Origin of the sequence: Vibrio celticus (assembly GCF_024347335.1) — a bacterium.
GTDB lineage: Bacteria > Pseudomonadota > Gammaproteobacteria > Enterobacterales > Vibrionaceae > Vibrio > Vibrio celticus.
Genome location: NZ_AP025463.1, coordinates 2374388 through 2392975 on the forward strand (window position 1 = coordinate 2374388; position 18588 = coordinate 2392975).

The following is an 18588-nucleotide window of genomic DNA, read 5'->3' on the forward strand; positions in this document are numbered from 1 at the left end:
GGGAGTTTGCCATGACAGCGAAATCAAACGTTGCAGAGAAAGACAAAGCTGCAAAGAAGAAAAACGACAAGATGCTGCCTGATGGTCCAGATTGGACATTCAACCTCTTGGAGAAATACCACGTAGAAATTAAGCGTGTGGCGCAGCATTACCGTTTAGACACTTACCCAAACCAGATTGAAGTGATTACTTCAGAACAGATGATGGATGCCTACTCGAGCATTGGTATGCCGATAAATTACAACCACTGGTCATTTGGTAAGAAATTCATTCAAACCGAGCAAAACTACAAGCATGGCCAAATGGGCTTGGCATACGAAATCGTGATCAACTCCGATCCTTGTATCGCTTATCTGATGGAAGAGAACACAGTCACAATGCAGGCGCTGGTAATGGCTCACGCTTGTTATGGTCACAACTCTTTCTTTAAAGGCAACTACCTGTTCCAAACATGGACCGATGCCAGTTCCATCATCGATTACTTGTTGTTCGCTAAGAAGTACATCAGTGGTTGTGAAGAGAAATATGGTGTTGCTGAAGTCGAGCAGCTCCTTGATTCTTGTCACGCACTGATGAATTACGGCGTAGACCGATACAAACGCCCTGAGAAGATTTCCATTGCAGAAGAGACAGCAAGACAAGAAGAACGCGAAGCTTATCTGCAATCTCAAGTGAATGAGCTGTGGCGAACCGTTCCTCAAAATAAAAGTAAGGAAGAGGAGACCAAGATCCGCTTCCCTAGCGAGCCTCAAGAAAACATTCTCTACTTTATTGAAAAGAACGCCCCACTGCTTGAACCTTGGCAACGAGAGTGTGTTCGTATTGTTCGCAAGGTAAGTCAATACTTCTATCCTCAGAAACAAACTCAAGTAATGAACGAAGGCTGGGCAACCTTCTGGCATTACACCATTCTTAACCATCTTTACGACGAAGGCTTGGTGAGTGATAAGTTCATCTTAGAATTCCTACACAGCCACACCAGCGTGGTCGCACAACCCGCCTACAACAGCCCTTATTTCAGTGGGATAAACCCTTATGCGCTTGGCTTTGCAATGTTTAGAGACATTCGACGTATCTGTGAAGAACCAACCGATGAAGACAAAGAATGGTTCCCTGAGTTAGCCGGAAGTGATTGGTTAGAGGCGGTGCACTTTGCCATGCACAATTTCAAAGATGAAAGCTTTATCAGCCAATACCTTTCACCAAAAATCATTCGAGACTTTAAGCTGTTCTCTGTGCTCGACGACGACCGAAAAAATACCATTGAGATAAGTGCTATTCACGACGATCCGGGCTATCACCTGATTCGTGAGAAGCTTGCGGCGCAATACAACCTAAGTAACCTTGAACCAAACATTCAGGTGTTTAATGTCGATATTCGTGGTGACCGCTCAATGACACTGCAATATGTGCCTCACGACCGCATCCCGCTTGATAAAGGCTACGACGAAGTGATGAAGCATCTTTATCGCTTGTGGGGCTTTGATGTGATTTTGGAAGAGCTCAAAGATACGGGTCATAGAGAGATTTTGACTACTTGTCCAAAACGTAATGATTATGGAGCCAAGATTTAATATCAATCACAGTAAGTTAGTGTTTGGTATAAAACTCCGCTCCCCCTACAACATAGTGGTCACCCGCTCGGAAGTGGAGCAATAAAAAAGCGCATAAGTCTGATGACTTATGCGCTTTCTTTTTAAGGCTCAAACGTCTGCAAATGAACGTAAGGCACTAAACCTAGAACTAGAACTCAATAAGCTTAAACAATCGGCTTTTGGCCGCGTTCAATCAATTTCATCAGCACGCTGTCTGCAGATTTACCTGCCACGCCCGCTAGTTTGTCTGAAAGCTTTTTCTTCTGTACGTAATGAATCGCTAGAACCGTTTTGTCCTTACATGCCGCTACGACTAAGTCATCAGAAGTGCAGATCTCATCCACCAGCCCAAGTTCATGTGCTTGTGTACCAAACCAATGCTCACCCGTTGCTACTTTTTCAAGATCTAACGCAGGACGATGGTCACGAATGAAGTCTTTGAATAGGCCATGTGTCTCTTCTAGCTCTTCTTTAAACTTCTCGCGTGCTTTATCGTTATTCTCACCAAACATAGTAAGCGTGCGTTTGTACTCACCCGCCGTTAACTGTTCGAACTCAATATCATGCTTTTTAAGCAGTTTGTTGAAGTTTGGCAGTTGAGCGATAACACCAATAGAACCAACAATAGCAAACGGTGCAGATACAATTTTGTCTGCGATACATGCCATCATGTAACCGCCACTTGCGGCGACTTTGTCTACCGAGATAGTCAGAGGCAAACCTGCCGTTTTGATACGATCAAGTTGAGAAGACGCCAAACCATAGCCGTGAACCATGCCACCGCCAGACTCAAGTTTTAGCAATACTTCATCACCTTCACGAGCCACAGCCAGAACCGCCGTTACCTCTTCACGTAATGAAGCCACTTCTTTCGCATCAATGCTGCCGTTAAAATCAAGAACGAATAGATGTGGTTCACGCTTACTATCAAGCTCACCCTCTTTCGCTGCTTTCTTCACTTCTTTACCGCGTGATTTTACTTTCTCTTTTTCCGCTTTCTTTTCTGCTTTATCACGGGCTTTGATGAAAGCATCATCATGTAGATGGTGCTCTAGTTGTTCAATCGTCTGTTTATGATGTTCAGATAGGTTCGTGATTTCCAGCTCACCTTTAATCGCGCTTGATTTCCCACCCACAGATTTAGCAATCACTAAAATTGCGATGATGGCGATTACAACGGTCGCAATCTTGGCTAAAAACAAGCCGTAGTCCAACAAAAATTCCAATGTCATATCCCCTATTGTATGAATTAGTGTATTGTAACCATCTTGTCACGATTACCAAGAATTTCTCATCATTCCTGCGGTTATCTGTGTGATTAAACATCAATGGAATGACGAACATAATAAAAGAAAGAAGGATAAGCACAGTGGATTACCCAATCTCTACAGATGCCCTCAAAGATAAAGTAATTTTGGTTACAGGTGCCGGTGCTGGCATTGGTCGCCAAGCAGCACTAAGCTTCGCTCAACATGGTGCAACTGTCATTCTGTTAGGCCGCAATGTTAAAAACCTTGAATTCATTTACGATGAAATCGAAAGCGCTGGTTACCCACAACCTGCGATTATCCCATTGGATTTAAAAGGTGCGACAAAGCAGAACTACGTTGATATGGCTGAAACCATTGAATCACAGTTCGGCCGTTTAGACGGTCTACTTCATAATGCTGGTGTTCTCGGCACTCTGAGTCCATTTGAGCAGATTGATGAAGAAACCTTTGATGATGTTATGCAGATCAATGTGAAATCTGAGTTCTTGATGACTCAAGCATTACTGCCTGCACTTAAAAAAGCAGAAGCAGGTCGCATCGTATTTACCTCTTCAACGGTTGGTCACTCAGGCCGTGCATTCTGGGGCACTTACGCGATTTCTAAGTTTGCTACCGAAGGTATGATGCAAATCCTAGCAGACGAGCTTGAAGACACGAACATCCGTGTTAACGCAATCAACCCGGGCGGCACTCAAACACGCATGCGTGCAAAAGCGTACCCAGGAGAAGATGCGAATAAGCTAAAAACGCCACTCGACATCATCCCACTGTACCTACACTTAATGAACCCAAGTGTGACAGACATTAATGGTCAATGTATCGATGCTCAACCTAAGTAACTGATATCATTAACCAATAGTAAAAAGTCGCTTCCATAGCGGCTTTTTTTGTATCTAAATCAACCATCTAATATTTAGTTCACCTGATTTTCATCATTTTGCTTTGCATCTTTTTCATTGTTAAATATACTGTATAAATATACAGGTGTTTAATTATGCATGAACTAATAAAAAACTTACAAGACCGCCAGCTAATCTGGAAAGGGCTACAATCAACAACGCTAGGAAGTACCACTTCTACAGGCTATCCGCAATTGGATAAACAGCTTGATGGTGGCTTTCCGACACACGGCGTTATTGAAGTTGAATCACAGCAAGGGATCGGTGAACTTCGCCTTCTTACGCCCTATTTAGCTCAGAAAAACTCGCAAAAACTGGCCATATTCATTAACCCGCCAGGGAAGATTTGTGCCGAGTTTTTTAGCAGCCAAGGCATTGAATTAGAGAACATTCTCATTATCCAGCCGCAACGCGAACTCGATGCGTTGTGGGCGGCTGAGCAGTGCCTCAAAAGCGGCGCTTGTCACTCTGTATTGCTATGGGGAGCCGATCTAGAAATCCACCAAACCAAGCGCTTACAAGCAGCCAGTGAAACTGGTAAGTGCCTGCAGTTTCACTTTAAAGCCACCAGCCATAATCAACTATCCCTACCCGTTTCTTTGAGCATGAAGCTGTCTTCTCACGCCCAAGGATTGAAGGTAGAGGTAACAAAAAGAAAAGGCAGTTGGTCATATGGCAGCTTTATTCTAGACATGACACACAACTGGCCGTTACTCACAGAGAAAGTCGTTTATGAAGACAATTCAGACCGCGCTTTGTCTGGTAACACTGTGCTGGCTTTTCCTATTGCGAAGCAAGGCTAGCGTATGTTGTGGCTTTATATTCACTTTCCATCTCTGCAGCTGGATACCTTGTTTAACTCTAATGAATTGGGTTCGAGCGAAGACTCACGCGAACAACCTATTATCATCGTGGATGAAAAAGATCATCGTGTCCTGCAAGCTAATCCAGCTGCGCTACAATCGGGAATTTCGCTTGGTATGGGCTTAGGTTCTGCGGCGGCGCTGTGTCACAATTTACACGTCCACCCTTACAGTATTGAACTGGAGAAAAGTAAGCTCAAAGAGATCGCTCAATGGGCGTATCTAGTCACTTCCGACATGACATTATTGCCACCTAATGGCTTGCTAATTAAAGCCTCTAACATGCTGTCACTTTACGACGGGCTAGATAACTACTGGCATGAACTCAAAAGCCACTTAGAAACGCTAAATATCCAGTTCAGCTTCGCTACGGGTTATTCGCCGCTTTCTGCGATCCTTTTGGGTAAGCAAGCGATCAACCAAGCAACAAACAATGTTGAGCAGATGAAAGCTTGGGTTAACCAACAAGCATTGAATTCCAGCGAGCTACCGACCAAGCAAGTGGAGCGCCTGAACCGTGTCGGTATCAATATCGTTGAAGATCTATTAAAGCTGCCTTTACAAGAGGTCGCGCGTCGCTTTGATATCGACCTGGTGAATTATGTCGGCCGCCTTAACGGCCAGTTCAAGCACCCGATTGATTTCTATCACCCACCAGAGAATTTCCAGCAATATTTGGAGCTGTTGTTTGATATTGAAAACATCCTATTTATCGAAAAGCCGTTGCTGAAATTACTGAATCAACTCGAGTGTTTTTTGAAGCTACGCGACCGAGTGGCTTTCGAGTTAACGCTGACTTTACACCTAAGAGATAAAGACGATCACCCTGTCTCTTTTTATTCGGCACAAGGTGACTACCTTGCTGAAAAATGGGCGAACCTGACTCATCTCACCTTAGAGTCACTAAAGCTCACAGCACCGGTTCAGGGGCTAACTCTCAGCTTGATTCGTCATGGAGAACCGCAAATGGCCTACCATGATCTTTTTGATGGTAATACCGGAACACTTGCCGCGTTAGATTTGCTCTCACTACTGCAAGCAAAGCTTGGACAAGCCTGCATTCAAACACCGAAAATACAGCACGACCCAAGGCCAGAAAAGGCCAATCAGTATTCGCTCCCAACAATGAGTAAATCTGTGGCAAAGAGGCAAGCTCCCCCAGGGATCGAGCAACAAACCGTAGCTCTCAACGTCAATCAACAACGACTCAGGCCCAGTATTTTACTGCCAGAGCCCGAAGCCTTAACCGAAAGCGTCACCTTATCTCAAGGCCCTGAACGCATTGTGTCTGGCTGGTGGGATGGAGAGAAGATCATTCGTGACTACTTTATTGCTCACAGTGAAAACGGTCGGTGGCTATGGGTCTTTAGAACACCAGATAAACAGTGGTTTTTGCACGGCTTATTTAGCTAGTCTGTTCTACTGATTCAATTTCAGCGTCCCTTTTCAATCATGTTCACTCGCAATGGTTAAGTGAGATTACTTTATGTCTCAGCAATACTCAGAGCTTTTCTGTCAAAGTAATTACTCCTTTCTAGAGGGAGCTTCGCATGCGGAAGAGCTGGTTTTACAGGCCGACTTCTTACGTTACAAAGCACTCGCTGTTACTGATGAGTGCTCAATCGCGGGCATCGTTAAGGTTCACTCTGCAATCAAGCAACATAAACTGTCGCTCAAGCAAATTGTCGGGAGCATGTTTTGGTTAAATGAAGAGTGCCAAGTGATCTTGATATGCCCAAACAGACAAGCCTATGCAGAGTTGTGCCGTATTATTACTAACGCGAGACGTCGTAGCAGCAAGGGACATTATCAGCTCTCTGAGTGGGACATCATGTCGGCTAAGCACTGCTTTATTCTTTGGCTTCCTCAACAGAAAAATGAAGACGCACACTGGGGGCAATGGCTCTCCCAGCATCATTCAGGTCGGTTGTGGATTGGCTTACAACGACACCTAAAACAAACCGACCAGCAGTACACAGATTACTGCGTTGAGCTGTCACAACATCATCAACTGCCAATAACAGCTTGTGGTGGTGTACTGATGCACAACGCGAATCGCTTACCCTTGCAGCACTCACTTACTGCGATTCAATATCAAAAGCCAATTACCGAAGTGGGCAGTCACTTACTCGCTAATGCAGAACGTTGTTTACGGAGTATCAATAAGCTCTCTCATATCTTCAAAACTGAGTGGCTAGAAGAGAGCAACCGCATCGCTGAGTTGTGTGAATTTAATTTAGATAGCTTGCGATACGAATATCCCAGTGAACTGATTCCTCAAGGTGAGACACCCATGAGTTATCTGCGCATGTTGGTCGAAATGGGAAAACGGGCTCGCTTCCCACAAGGTGTACCTAACGACATCCAACAGATCATAGAAAAAGAACTGGGGCTGATTAGCGAGCTTGACTACCCTTTCTTCTTTCTCACCATTCACGACATCGTCATGTTTGCCAAAAGCCAAGGCATTCTTTACCAAGATCGAGGTTCAGCGGCTAATTCAGTGGTCTGTTACTGTCTAGAAATCACCTCTGTCGACCCAAGGCAGATCTCGGTGCTATTTGAACGTTTCATCAGTAAAGAGCGCGATGAGCCGCCTGATATTGATGTCGATTTTGAACACGAACGCCGTGAAGAAGTTATCCAATACATCTACCAAAAATACGGTAGAGAAAGGGCTGCGCTTGCTGCAACTGTGATCTCTTATCGCTTTAAAAGTGCGGTAAGAGATGTCGGTAAAGCATTAGGGCTACAAGAAACTCAGCTCGACTACTTCATCAAGAACACCAATCGCAGGGACAAAAGCCTAGGTTGGCAGGCTCAGTTAACTCAATTGGGGCTGCAACCTGATTCTTTGAAGGGGCAACAATTTATCCACTTGGTGAATGAGATCATCGGCTTTCCACGTCACCTATCTCAACACGTTGGTGGCTTTGTCATATCTTCAGGGCCTTTATATGAACTGGTTCCCGTCGAGAATGCCGCAATGCACGAGCGAACCATTATTCAATGGGATAAGGATGATCTTGAAACCTTAGGCTTGCTGAAAGTTGATGTGCTCGCGCTTGGTATGCTCTCTGCGATTCGTAAATGTTTCGACCTGATCAAACGTATTCACGGGCGATCACTGACCATTGCTGAGATCACTCGCCTTAAGGATGATCCTCAGGTTTACGGCATGATTCAACGAGCAGACACAGTCGGGATATTCCAAATTGAGTCACGCGCACAAATGAGCATGCTGCCAAGGCTTAAACCGAAGACTTATTACGACTTGGTGATTCAAATCGCTATCGTTCGTCCAGGCCCTATTCAGGGCGATATGGTGCATCCGTTTCTCAAGCGTCGAGATGGCATTGAGCCAATCAGTTATCCATCTAAAGACGTGGAATCAGTACTGTCGCGCACCTTGGGTGTACCGATATTCCAAGAGCAAGTGATCAAACTCGCGATGGTGGCCGCAGGCTTCACAGGCGGAGAAGCGGATCAACTCAGACGCGCGATGGCCGCTTGGAAGAAAAATGGCAACGTCTTTAAGTTTAAAAACAAACTTATCGAGGGAATGCAAAAGCGCGGCTATGAGACAGAGTTTGCTGAGCAGATCTTTAAACAGATATGCGGCTTTGGCGAGTACGGTTTTCCTGAAAGCCACTCGGCTTCGTTTGCGGTGTTAGCGTATTGCTCAGCTTGGTTGAAGTGCTACTACCCTGAATGTTTCTACGCTTCTCTGTTGAATAGCCAACCCATGGGCTTTTATAGCCCCTCACAGTTGGTACAAGACGCACAACGACATAATGTGGTGATACTTCCGGTATGCGTGAACGCTTCTCAAAACGACCACACGGTTGTCTCTCATCAGAATGGTTTAGCGATTCGCTTAGGGCTGCGACAAATCAAAGGATTCAGCGAGCATGGAATTCAAAGCGTGCTCGCCAATCGCCCACAATCCGGTTATCGCCACCCTAGTCAAGTGAAACAGTTATCGATGAATAAGAAAGATATCGAGCTACTGGCATCGGCCAATGCGCTACATAACGTTTCTGGAGACCGCTTCCAGACTCGCTGGGCGATCATGGACTCGGCGTCTGATCTACCTCTGTTTAGCCAAGCCTATGACTATGCAGAGGCAGGACATGACGAACATGCACTGCACAAGCCCAATGAGATGCAAGATCTACTCGAAGACTTCACCAGTGTCGGAATTTCATTGAACAAACATCCAATCACTTTGCTCGAAGAAGCGGGACGATTAGGCCGATTCACACACATGAAAGATTTAATACAACAAAGACACAAATCTATGGTCACCGTTGTCGGATTAGTCACAGGCAAACAATCTCCCGGAACCGCGGCAGGTGTCACCTTTGTCACACTAGAGGATAGTACTGGTAATATTAATGTCGTGGTATGGGGAGCAACCGCGCGCGCTCAACAGCAAGCTTATCTCACAGCCAAGGCGTTAAAGGTACAAGGGATATTAGAAAAAGAAGGAGAAGTCGTTCATGTTATCGCAGGAAAACTTATCGATATTACCGATGAAATTGTTGGCTTGAAAACCAAATCTCGGGATTTTCATTAACGAAGTACCAACTGTTCTCAATCGATCATTGGCTAAAGAAACGAGAGAAAGAAAAACGAAAAAGGGAAGCATCCGCTTCCCTTCAATTCCAGTTGTTGAGTTATGACTCAACTTCAGCTTCCGTACGTCTTTTCTTAAATTCCCTATACAGTAATAAGCTCAAAGTCATAACGACTTTAGACGTTAACCATATCATTAAGAGGAACTACCTTAAATTGTGTGTGAAAAGTTACGCTAGTAGTTGAGCATATTTCGTTAAGAAAAATATGCTGCGTGAATATTAGCAAACGCTTTCTATAAGGTCACTCAAAACAAACCGTACAGCAGCGTTAATTATAAAATCTGACGCATTCGCTCTTGAGTCACTTCAACCAAGAGGTCTGGCTGGAACTTAGAAATAAAGCGGTTACACCCTACTTTCTCAACCATAGCTTCATTAAAACTTCCACTTAATGAAGTATTTAGCGTAATGAATAGGTCATGCATTCTTGGGTCAGTACGTACTTCGTGTGTCAGCTTGTAGCCGTCCATTTCAGGCATTTCAGCATCGGTGATCATCAACAATATTTCTTGATTGATGTCTTTGCCTTCATCACACCAGCCCTTAAGTAAGGTCAGTGCTTCTAAGCCATCACAACACTCAATAATGTTCAAACCCAACTGCGACAAGGTGCCTTTGATCTGGTTACGCGCTGTTGAAGAGTCATCAACGATAAGCACATTGCGTCCTATCATCTCCTGAGCTAATTGTTCATCTAAAACGCCTTCAGAGATCGAGACATCGTAATCAATGATCTCAGCCAACACTTTCTCAACATCGATGATCTCAACGATCTTGTGCTGCTCTTCTTCTTGAATATGCGTAATAGCGGTTAGGTAGTTTGCACGGCCTGTTGTCTTTGGCGGCGGCTGGATTTCTGTCCATGTCGTGTTCACGATATTACGAACTTGCCCAACCAAGAAACCTTGTACGGTTCGGTTGTATTCCGTAATAATCAGGTTGCTCTCTTGAGACTCCGCACGAGATGGCGGAAAGCCAATGGCACTGCGTAAATCGATAACAGGCACCGATTCACCACGTAAAGACGCAACACCCGTAATATGATGATGAGAGCCCGGTAAGCGAGTGAGTACTGGCACTTTGAGGACTTCTTTCACTTTAAATACGTTAATCGCAAATAGTTGACGACTATTTAAGCTGAATAACAAGAGTTCCAGACGGTTTTCACCGACCAGTTTGGTTCTCTGATCAACCGAATTTAAAACGCCAGACATACAACACCTTAGTGACAAATAATAACTGTGGCTACAATAGCCTACTTCAATAGGTTAAAGCAAAGCGCCAATGCACAGAATGCTTAAACTAAGTACAACAAATGATGTTATACAAAGCTTAAGTACATGGAAAGGTTCGGGGTAAGGCTTAAAGAAGAGAAAAAGAGTTAGCCTTCAATAACTTTCATTAGCAGTTGACCATCATATAAAGCCTGCTTGATGAGAGCAGCACCTGGCATGGTTGCCTGCTTATAAAAACGAGATTCCACCAGCTCTAAGTCTTTATGGTAAACCGATAGACTCTGCTCTTCGATACACTTTTGAATCGCCGGGTATAACACGCTCTTCGCCTGATTGATAACACCACCCACCAAGATTTTCTCTGGGTTGAACAGGTTAATCACAATCGCAATCGCAGAGCCTAGGTAACGGCCTAACTGTTCAATCACTTCGACAGCCAGCGGATCTCCATCCGCAGCGGCAGCACAGATCTGTTCAATAGTGACGTCTTCAAACACCGTTAGCGTTGATTCTTCACCATTTGCCAATCGCTCTTTGACTTGCTCACGGATTGCCTGAGAACTCGCCACCGTTTCTAAACAGCCTCGATTTCCACAGTGACAAAGCTTGCCTTCCTTATCGATCTGGATATGCCCCAACTCACCGATGTTACCGTGACGCCCTTGCAGAACGCGACCGTCAAGAATGATCCCGGCACCTAAACCGTGGTGAATCGAGATAAGAACAGAGTTGTCGTTGTCTTGTGAGTTACCAAACAGCTTCTCTGCTAACGCCCACGCTCGGGTATCATTGGCAATAAAAACTGGTAGACCGGTTTCTTTGTAGATCTCCGGCCCCAACGCTAAGTTTTCAACGTTGTAGTGCGGCATCTGCAACACAATACCTTGCTCTGAATTAACCAGACCTGGCAGTGTGATAGCGATACTCGTCACCCTGTCGAGTTGCTCGGCATAGGTTTGGAAGAACTCATCGATTTCATGGAGAAGACGCGCAAGCACATCATCTTGATCGCGTTCATGGATATCAATCTTGGTATCGATAAGCACATCCCCGCCCAATTCATGGAGCGCGATCGTCAAGTATCCACGACCAAGACGCATCGACAGAAACTGCCAACCTTCGTTATTGGTTTGCAGACCGACAGCAGGACGCCCACGAGTCGTGGCTTCTTGAACCGTCGTTTCGTGAATAAGGTGAGCTTCAATGAGTTCACGGGTAATTTTAGTAATACTCGCCGGAGCCAACTCACTTTGCTTGGACAGATCGATACGAGAAATAGGACCTTTAAGGTCAATTAGTTTATATACACGACCAGCATTGACCTGTTTGATATGATCAATATGGCCCGGTTGAGCCATGTACATTTTACGCTCCAGAAATCATCAACGAGGTAATTTTTTTACTTTGCGAAGTAATTGTGAAGTCACTTGGTATATCGCCGTGACCAGTATCACGTATATACATGAATCTTTGTGTATCGAGTCAAATAGTTCGAGGAAAATTAACACCCACATCGATAATTTGCGACTTAATTTTCAGAATAAAACATCGCGTTTGAGCCCTGAATTCAATAATTAAAGGCAAATCAAGAAATATCCTCCTAGCTCCCAATAAATTATCAATTAATGCATATACTTAATTAAGGCGCGTTGACCTTTCGTGGTTAAATTTTGTTCGAGATAAAAGCGTTTTAATCGCGGCGAGGGGGAAGTAGCCTAGTCATTCTAAGCAAATCTCCCTCAACAAAGAGTAAAACGCTTTTAGCCGAACCCTTCGGGCAGCGTTTGCTGGTCATTTCTACTACGTTATCGGCTTCTCATGTAGGCTAGCTACACATCAAAGCCTCTGCCTTGTATAAATACCCAGCAACTCGCTGCAAAAATCAGCTCGAAAGATCAACACGCCCTAGTCTTTTAAAAGATTACTTGGCCTCACTCTAGGAGTATTCATGACAGCCGAATTAAGAAAAACGAAAATCGTCACAACGCTAGGCCCTTCTACTGATAAAGGTAACGTGCTTGAAGAGATCATCAAAGCCGGTGCCAATATCGTTCGTATGAACTTCTCTCACGGCACCAGCGACGACCATATACAACGCGCAGAAAAAGTCAGAGCAATAGCCAAAAGACACGGCACTCAAATCGCCATTCTCGGAGACTTACAAGGTCCCAAGATTCGTGTGTCGACATTCAAAGATGGAAAAATCCAACTTGCCGTAGGCGACCTATTCACTCTCGATAGCAGCCTAGGTTTAGGCGAAGGCAATCAAGAAGCCGTTGGCCTTGATTACAAAGAACTGCCTAACGACGTATCCGCCGGCGATATCCTGTTGCTTGACGATGGTCGTGTTCAACTCAAAGTCACCAAAGTAGAAGGCTGTCGCGTTCATACCGAAGTCATCATTGGCGGCCCACTCTCAAATAACAAAGGCATCAACAAAAAAGGTGGTGGCCTTTCCGCAGAAGCACTAACAGAAAAAGACAAGCGCGACATCGTCACCGCCGCACAAATCAAAGTGGATTACCTAGCGGTGTCTTTCCCACGTAATGGGGAAGACATGCACTATGCTCGTCAGCTCGCACGAGAAGCAGGCTTAGAAGCTCACCTCGTCGCAAAAGTGGAGCGAGCAGAGACAGTCGCTACTGTTGAGAACATGGATGACATCATAATGGCTTCAGATGTCGTCATGGTGGCTCGTGGTGACCTCGGAGTGGAAATTGGCGACCCTGAGTTGGTCGGAGTACAAAAACAGCTTATACGCCGTGCTAGAGCGCTTAACCGAACTGTCATCACCGCAACTCAGATGATGGAATCAATGATTTCTGCGCCAATGCCAACCCGTGCCGAAGTCATGGACGTTGCCAACGCCGTACTCGATGGCACCGATGCTGTGATGCTGTCTGGTGAAACCGCTGCGGGTGCTTACCCAGTCGAGACAGTGAAATCGATGGCCGAAGTGTGTATCGGTGCTGAAAAGATGGCGGGTATTAACCAATCGAACTACCGTATTGACCGTACCTTTGTGACGGCAGAAGAAACCGTTTCGATGGCGACCATCTACTCCGCAAACCATATGGAAGGCATTAAAGGCGTTGTCACTCTCACCGAATCAGGCCGCACTGCACTGATGATGTCTCGCCTAAGTGCTGACATGCCTATCTACGCGCTGTCTCGTAACGAAGGAACGCTTAATCGCTGTACCTTATACCGAGGTGTGACGCCTATCTACTTCGAGACAGAAGCCGAAGACAGCTTTGACATTGCACTATCTACACTCACTTGCCTGAAAGAGAAAGGACACCTTAAATTTGGCGACCTAGTGATCGTCACTCAAGGCGACATTATGGATGTAGCAGGGTCAACCAACTGTATGAGAATCTTGCCTGTCACCTAATATTTGACCTTAAGGCGAAACGATTTTCCTAATTTCAAAAGCTTAAAAGGGTTATCGAACCAAGTTCAATAACCCTTTTTCATTTCAGAACACGATTCACTACAATCTGCTTAAACAGCATAACGAGCTCACAGTATGCTAGCTCATCAACTTCGAGAATTACTTGCCAGCAGCAATGGTGGCTAACTGTGGCATATGAGAATTGCGCGCGTTTTCCGTTGAGGTGTAGGTTTCTACAAATCGGTAACCGGCTTCTAAGCCCATTTCGTAATCGTGCAACAGGTCTTCTTTGTCGCTCATTAATGAACTCGATTTTAGCGGCTGACTTGGCGCTATCTGAACCACAAACGCGTCGTCTGGTGGCGAATTCAAAAAATCCTGAGTCAATGAGTAGGTCTGATAATGCACCATCAGCATGTCAGCCAAGCCTGAATCAAACTTATCCCCGATTAAATGACTTAAGCGATAAATATCATCTGCACCAAATAGCCAGCGACCACCGTTCAGCAGGTCTAAATGCCCACGGTCACGCTTCTGCTCTTTTGAGCGCATAATTTGTTGTTGGAAGAAAGAGGTCCAGTCGGTTTTCCACTGTTCCACTTTCTGTTGCCAATGACCTTGAACACTGTCGAAAGATTCGCGGAACCACTCCAGTTCTTCGGCAGAGATTGGTTTGGGCGCTTTGACTGGTGCTTCAACCAAATGGGTATTACCTTCCTCCACCACAGGCTCAGTACGAATCACCACAATAGAACGAGCTTGTCTTCGCCACGCTTCCTGAACCGGGATACATGCTGATACACCACCGTCCACATAAGCACTGTCACCAATAAAGACTTCATCATTGTACAAACGAGGAATGGCGCAGGTCGCAATCATCACCTTGTACCAATCTTCGCCCAATAATGGGAAGTAGTGGTCTCGTAAATCTTTGGAATCCGTTACAGCCGCATAGAAGTGGCGATCGCCTAGCGTTTGTCGCCCTAAATCCAGATCGAGCTTATATGGGTAAGCCATAATTTGTTCTAGCGCCCACTCTAATCCTAGGTTCTTCCTGTGTCGTATATAGGAAAAGAGATTGAAGAACTCTGGTGAGGTTGTCAGGTCGAGAACAAAAGAACGGCCAAGGCCTTTATCGCGGCACAGATAAGCACATAAGTTTAGAGCACCTGCCGAGGTACCAAAAAACTCGTCGAAGGGGTCAAAATTTGAGAGAAGAAAGGCATCCAGCACTCCAGAAGTAAAAATACTTCTCTGTCCGCCACCTTGAGCGACCAGTGCTGTTTTTCCAGCAATAAACTTAGCGTAGTAATCCAAGTCTATTGCTGTATCAATATTGGTTATAATCCCACTATTCATTATTCCCTGAGTATAAAAACTCAGCCTCGCAATCGATGGTATTAACTACCAATCGCAATAAAGCCAAATGAAAGAATGATCATGTAGATAAACACGGTAATTTGTAGGGCATTTTTCAGATTATGGTCCATAGACACCTCTGGCTTATTATTAATTTGTCGAGTCTCTATTTAAGTACTATCAGGTGTGTGAAGTATCTTCAAGAATCGTCGAAATTAGTCGCACAATATTGATGTAACCATCACAATTAGTATGTGTATGGATAAGGATATACTCATGAATAACAAAGTAAATATGATGGCACTGATTACGCTTCTCTCCGTTTCAAGCGCGTATGCTTCGCCGGAGATCATCATTACACCTATGGTAGGTTATACCGGCGGTGGCAGTGTCGAAGACCAGGACGGTAAAACCTATGACATGAAAGGCTCTGAAAACTACACCTTTGCCATTGAAACGCCACTTGAAAAAGGACGCATCGGCTTCTTCTACTCCAATCAGAGCTCGGAATTAGAAACACTCAACCTAAGCTCCTCCATCCAATACCTGCACCTTCAAAGCAGCATCTACTACCCTGCTTCGCCTGTGTTGTCGGGTTATCTAGGGCTAGGCCTGGGTGCTTCTTACGTCGATGTAGACTGGGCAAAAGATAAGTATGGATTCTCAACTTCTATCTTTGGTGGCTTAGAGTACAAATTTAGTGACCGACTAGCGTTGAACACACAAGTACGTTGGTTAGGCACGGTTGTCGACAACGATACCTCCGGTGTGTGTAACATCCCAAGTAACGGGCAAGAGTGCATCATTCGCTTTGATACCGACTGGATGAACCAATTCCAAGCCAATGTCGGGCTGAGTTTTACTTTCTAAGCGGCTCAATGAAGCAAAAATATAAGATCGGCCCAAACGAAAAAACCAGCTAAATGCTGGTTTTTTCATTATTAAAACGGTTTTAGTTCAGGTTAGAACTTATAGGTAACACCTAAAGCGCCGCCTATTTGCAACTCAACACCTTTATACATATCGAGTTCAGGATGAACTTGAGCGTAAGCATTCCAACCTTCGTAGAAATTCACTTTCACGCCTAAGGGCAAGCGCAAGCCAAAGTCGTCATTCCATTCAGCCCAAGCACCAGCACCGACGTACCAGCTCAACGGAGCTTCAGTCTCGAACTGACCACGCTTCAAAATGTAATCAAAGGCAGCGCCGTCATTGCCAATCGTAGCACGGTATTTCTGATCAAATTCCACAACGACACTCAGGTCTTGGTCAATGGCGAGTCCCACTTCCAAAGCTGGAGCTTCAGAAGCTTGAGCAAACGAGGCTCCGCTGCAGCACATAAGGCCGATCAAGTAACGATGTTTCATAATATTCTCAGACTGTATTTAAAAAACGGAAGTCTACTGGAATCTCAGCAAAAGGTGTCATCGCTGGGTAAAAGATAAAAGACACGAAAAATTTGGGAACGACCATCAAATGATCGAGTTGAATGGTAACTCTCTGAGTTAGAGAGGATTAGACGCGGAAAGATCTTTCATAGAACAGAAAACAAAAAAGGAGGCCTTTCGGCCTCCTTTCAATTTATTGAATCAGTGAATTAACCGTTGTTACGGATCCACTCATCCATGTCTGTCTTAAGGTTGTCAGACTTAGTACCGAAGATAGCTTGTACGCCACCAGCAACTACAACAACACCTGCAGCGCCTAGTTTCTTCAGCTTGTCTTGGTCAACAAGAGCTGTATCAGCTACTGCAACACGTAGACGAGTAATACAAGCGTCAAGACCTGTGATGTTCGCTTTGCCACCGAATGCAGCAACTAGCTCACCAGCAAGTTCAGAACCAGTCGCAACTGACTCTTCTTCTGACTCGTCTTCACGGCCTGGAGTTTTAAGGTCTAGAGCTTTAATCACAGTGCGGAATACGATGTAGTAAATTGCAGCGTAAGCAATACCACATACAACCATTAGGCCCATCTTAGACGCGTTGCCAGATAGAACTAGGAAGTCGATTAGACCGTGTGAGAAAGATGTACCATGTACAAAACCTAGAGTGTTCGCAAGAACGTATGCAGAACCAGCTAGTAGAGCGTGGATTGCGTACAGTACTGGAGCAACGAATAGGAAAGAGAATTCGATTGGTTCAGTGATACCCGTTAGGAATGAAGTCAACGCAGCAGAAGCCATGATGCCCATTACTTTAGCGCGGTTTTCAGGCTTAGCTGAGTGTGCAATCGCGATTGCAGCAGCAGGTAGACCGAACATCTTGAACATGTAACCACCAGCTAGCTGACCGAAGCCATTGCCCGCTGCACGAGATGCGTCATCAGCAACTAGGTAACAAGTAAGAACACCGTTTTGAGTTTCGCCAGCAGCGTTTACACAAGTACCAGCTTCAAAGAAGAAAGGTACGTTCCAAACGTGGTGAAGACCAAATGGAATTAGAGAACGCTCAACGATACCGTAGATACCAAACGCCACTTGTGGGTTTTGGTGAGCAGCCCAATCAGAGAACGCAGAGATAGCGCCGCCAACTGGTGGCCATACGATAGATAGTAGGATTGCTAGACCAATCGCTGCGAAACCTGTGATGATTGGCACAGCACGCTTACCAGCGAAGAAGCCTAGGTACTCTGGTAGTTGAATACGGAAGAAACGGTTGAATGCCCAAGCAGCAACACCACCGACTAGGATACCACCTAGTACACCAGTATCGATGTTATCAACGCCCATTACACCAGCCATTACGCCAAGTGTAGCAGTCATGATGCCGTAACCAACGATAGCAGCTAGACCCGCTACACCATCGTTGTTAGTAAAGCCAAGTGCAACACCTACTGCGAACAACAGTGCCATTTGACCAAATACTGAACCACCAGCTTGTTCCATTAAGTTTGAAACGATTTCTGGAATGAAAGGAAGATCTGCTGCACCGACACCTAGCAAAATACCCGCAACTGGTAAAACTGATACTGGAAGCATCAGAGACTTACCAACTTTCTGCAGGTTAGCAAAAAGGTTCTTAAACATGTTTATGCTCCTGATAAAGATAAAATAATTATATGGGTTCTAACGGCACACCCCCGTAGCTTATATGTTAGCACCCTGCGAAAATGTAACCATGTATTGCATTATATTTTCTGCCGCTAAATATATATTGATGGGGAACTAACTTTCTAGTCACTTACGAAATTTAGTTTCAAAACACGTCTTGGATCACATGTCAAATCTAGAAATGCAATGCTTTACAAGCGCTTAATTATTTGAAATATATAAGTATTTCTCAAGATCCCTATTATTTTACTGAGTAAATAAAATAGGAGAGAATGTTATT

The 18588-nt window shown here is 44.9% G+C and carries 14 protein-coding genes; 7 read left to right on the forward strand and 7 right to left on the reverse strand.

Going from position 1 to position 18588, the window contains the following annotated elements:
• Positions 1–11 precede the first annotated feature (11 nt).
• Positions 12–1574: a SpoVR family protein gene (locus OCV19_RS10660; protein WP_065676843.1), complete on the forward strand. Its 1563-nt coding sequence runs from the start codon at positions 12–14 to the stop codon at positions 1572–1574.
• 185 nt (positions 1575–1759) lie between these two features.
• Here the strand turns inward: OCV19_RS10660 and sohB are convergent, their stop codons facing one another.
• Positions 1760–2827, reverse strand: coding sequence for a protease SohB (gene sohB, locus OCV19_RS10665; RefSeq protein ID WP_170926843.1), 1068 nt, complete (start codon positions 2825–2827; stop codon positions 1760–1762).
• Positions 2828–2964: 137 nt separating this feature from the next.
• On the opposite strand from sohB, the gene OCV19_RS10670 reads away from it, so the two are divergent.
• The 4 genes from OCV19_RS10670 to OCV19_RS10685 all read left to right on the forward strand — a co-directional run bounded on the left by OCV19_RS10670 (position 2965) and on the right by OCV19_RS10685 (position 9207).
• Complete coding sequence (locus OCV19_RS10670; protein ID WP_050621848.1) at positions 2965–3705, forward strand: YciK family oxidoreductase; 741 nt, start codon at positions 2965–2967, stop codon at positions 3703–3705.
• Positions 3706–3860: 155 nt separating this feature from the next.
• Positions 3861–4568 (forward strand): translesion DNA synthesis-associated protein ImuA, encoded by a 708-nt coding sequence (gene imuA, locus OCV19_RS10675; protein ID WP_048659701.1) that lies wholly within the window; start codon positions 3861–3863, stop codon positions 4566–4568.
• A 3-nt stretch (positions 4569–4571) separates the two neighbouring features.
• Complete coding sequence (locus OCV19_RS10680) at positions 4572–6041, forward strand: Y-family DNA polymerase (RefSeq protein ID WP_065676842.1); 1470 nt, start codon at positions 4572–4574, stop codon at positions 6039–6041.
• A 73-nt stretch (positions 6042–6114) separates the two neighbouring features.
• Positions 6115–9207, forward strand: a complete 3093-nt coding sequence (locus OCV19_RS10685) for an error-prone DNA polymerase (protein WP_065676841.1) — start codon at positions 6115–6117, stop codon at positions 9205–9207.
• Between the two features lie 333 nt (positions 9208–9540).
• Here the strand turns inward: OCV19_RS10685 and OCV19_RS10690 are convergent, their stop codons facing one another.
• Both OCV19_RS10690 and mlc read right to left on the reverse strand, forming a co-directional pair.
• The gene (locus OCV19_RS10690) at positions 9541–10482 is read right to left on the reverse strand and encodes a chemotaxis protein CheV (protein ID WP_017062139.1); all 942 of its coding nucleotides are present in this window, start codon (positions 10480–10482) and stop codon (positions 9541–9543) included.
• Positions 10483–10649: 167 nt separating this feature from the next.
• Complete coding sequence (mlc, locus tag OCV19_RS10695) at positions 10650–11867, reverse strand: sugar metabolism global transcriptional regulator Mlc (protein WP_048607464.1); 1218 nt, start codon at positions 11865–11867, stop codon at positions 10650–10652.
• A gap of 584 nt (positions 11868–12451) precedes the next feature.
• Here mlc and pyk point away from each other — a divergent pair.
• The gene (gene pyk / locus OCV19_RS10700) at positions 12452–13897 is read left to right on the forward strand and encodes a pyruvate kinase (protein WP_065676840.1); all 1446 of its coding nucleotides are present in this window, start codon (positions 12452–12454) and stop codon (positions 13895–13897) included.
• Between the two features lie 159 nt (positions 13898–14056).
• Here pyk and OCV19_RS10705 read toward each other — a convergent pair whose 3' ends face one another.
• Positions 14057–15256: a patatin-like phospholipase family protein gene (locus tag OCV19_RS10705; protein WP_065676839.1), complete on the reverse strand. Its 1200-nt coding sequence runs from the start codon at positions 15254–15256 to the stop codon at positions 14057–14059.
• Positions 15257–15297: 41 nt separating this feature from the next.
• Positions 15298–15387, reverse strand: coding sequence for a cytochrome bd-I oxidase subunit CydH (gene cydH / locus OCV19_RS10710; protein WP_100214626.1), 90 nt, complete (start codon positions 15385–15387; stop codon positions 15298–15300).
• Positions 15388–15532: 145 nt separating this feature from the next.
• Between cydH and OCV19_RS10715 the strand changes: the two genes are divergently transcribed.
• Positions 15533–16126 (forward strand): outer membrane beta-barrel protein, encoded by a 594-nt coding sequence (locus tag OCV19_RS10715; RefSeq protein ID WP_065676838.1) that lies wholly within the window; start codon positions 15533–15535, stop codon positions 16124–16126.
• Positions 16127–16218: 92 nt separating this feature from the next.
• Here the strand turns inward: OCV19_RS10715 and OCV19_RS10720 are convergent, their stop codons facing one another.
• Together OCV19_RS10720 and ptsG are read right to left on the reverse strand one after the other, a co-directional pair.
• A complete protein-coding gene (locus tag OCV19_RS10720) occupies positions 16219–16623 on the reverse strand; it encodes a hypothetical protein (protein WP_048610592.1) in 405 nt (134 codons plus the stop codon).
• 230 nt (positions 16624–16853) lie between these two features.
• A complete protein-coding gene (gene ptsG, locus OCV19_RS10725; protein WP_065676837.1) occupies positions 16854–18284 on the reverse strand; it encodes a PTS glucose transporter subunit IIBC in 1431 nt (476 codons plus the stop codon).
• Positions 18285–18588 lie beyond the last annotated feature (304 nt).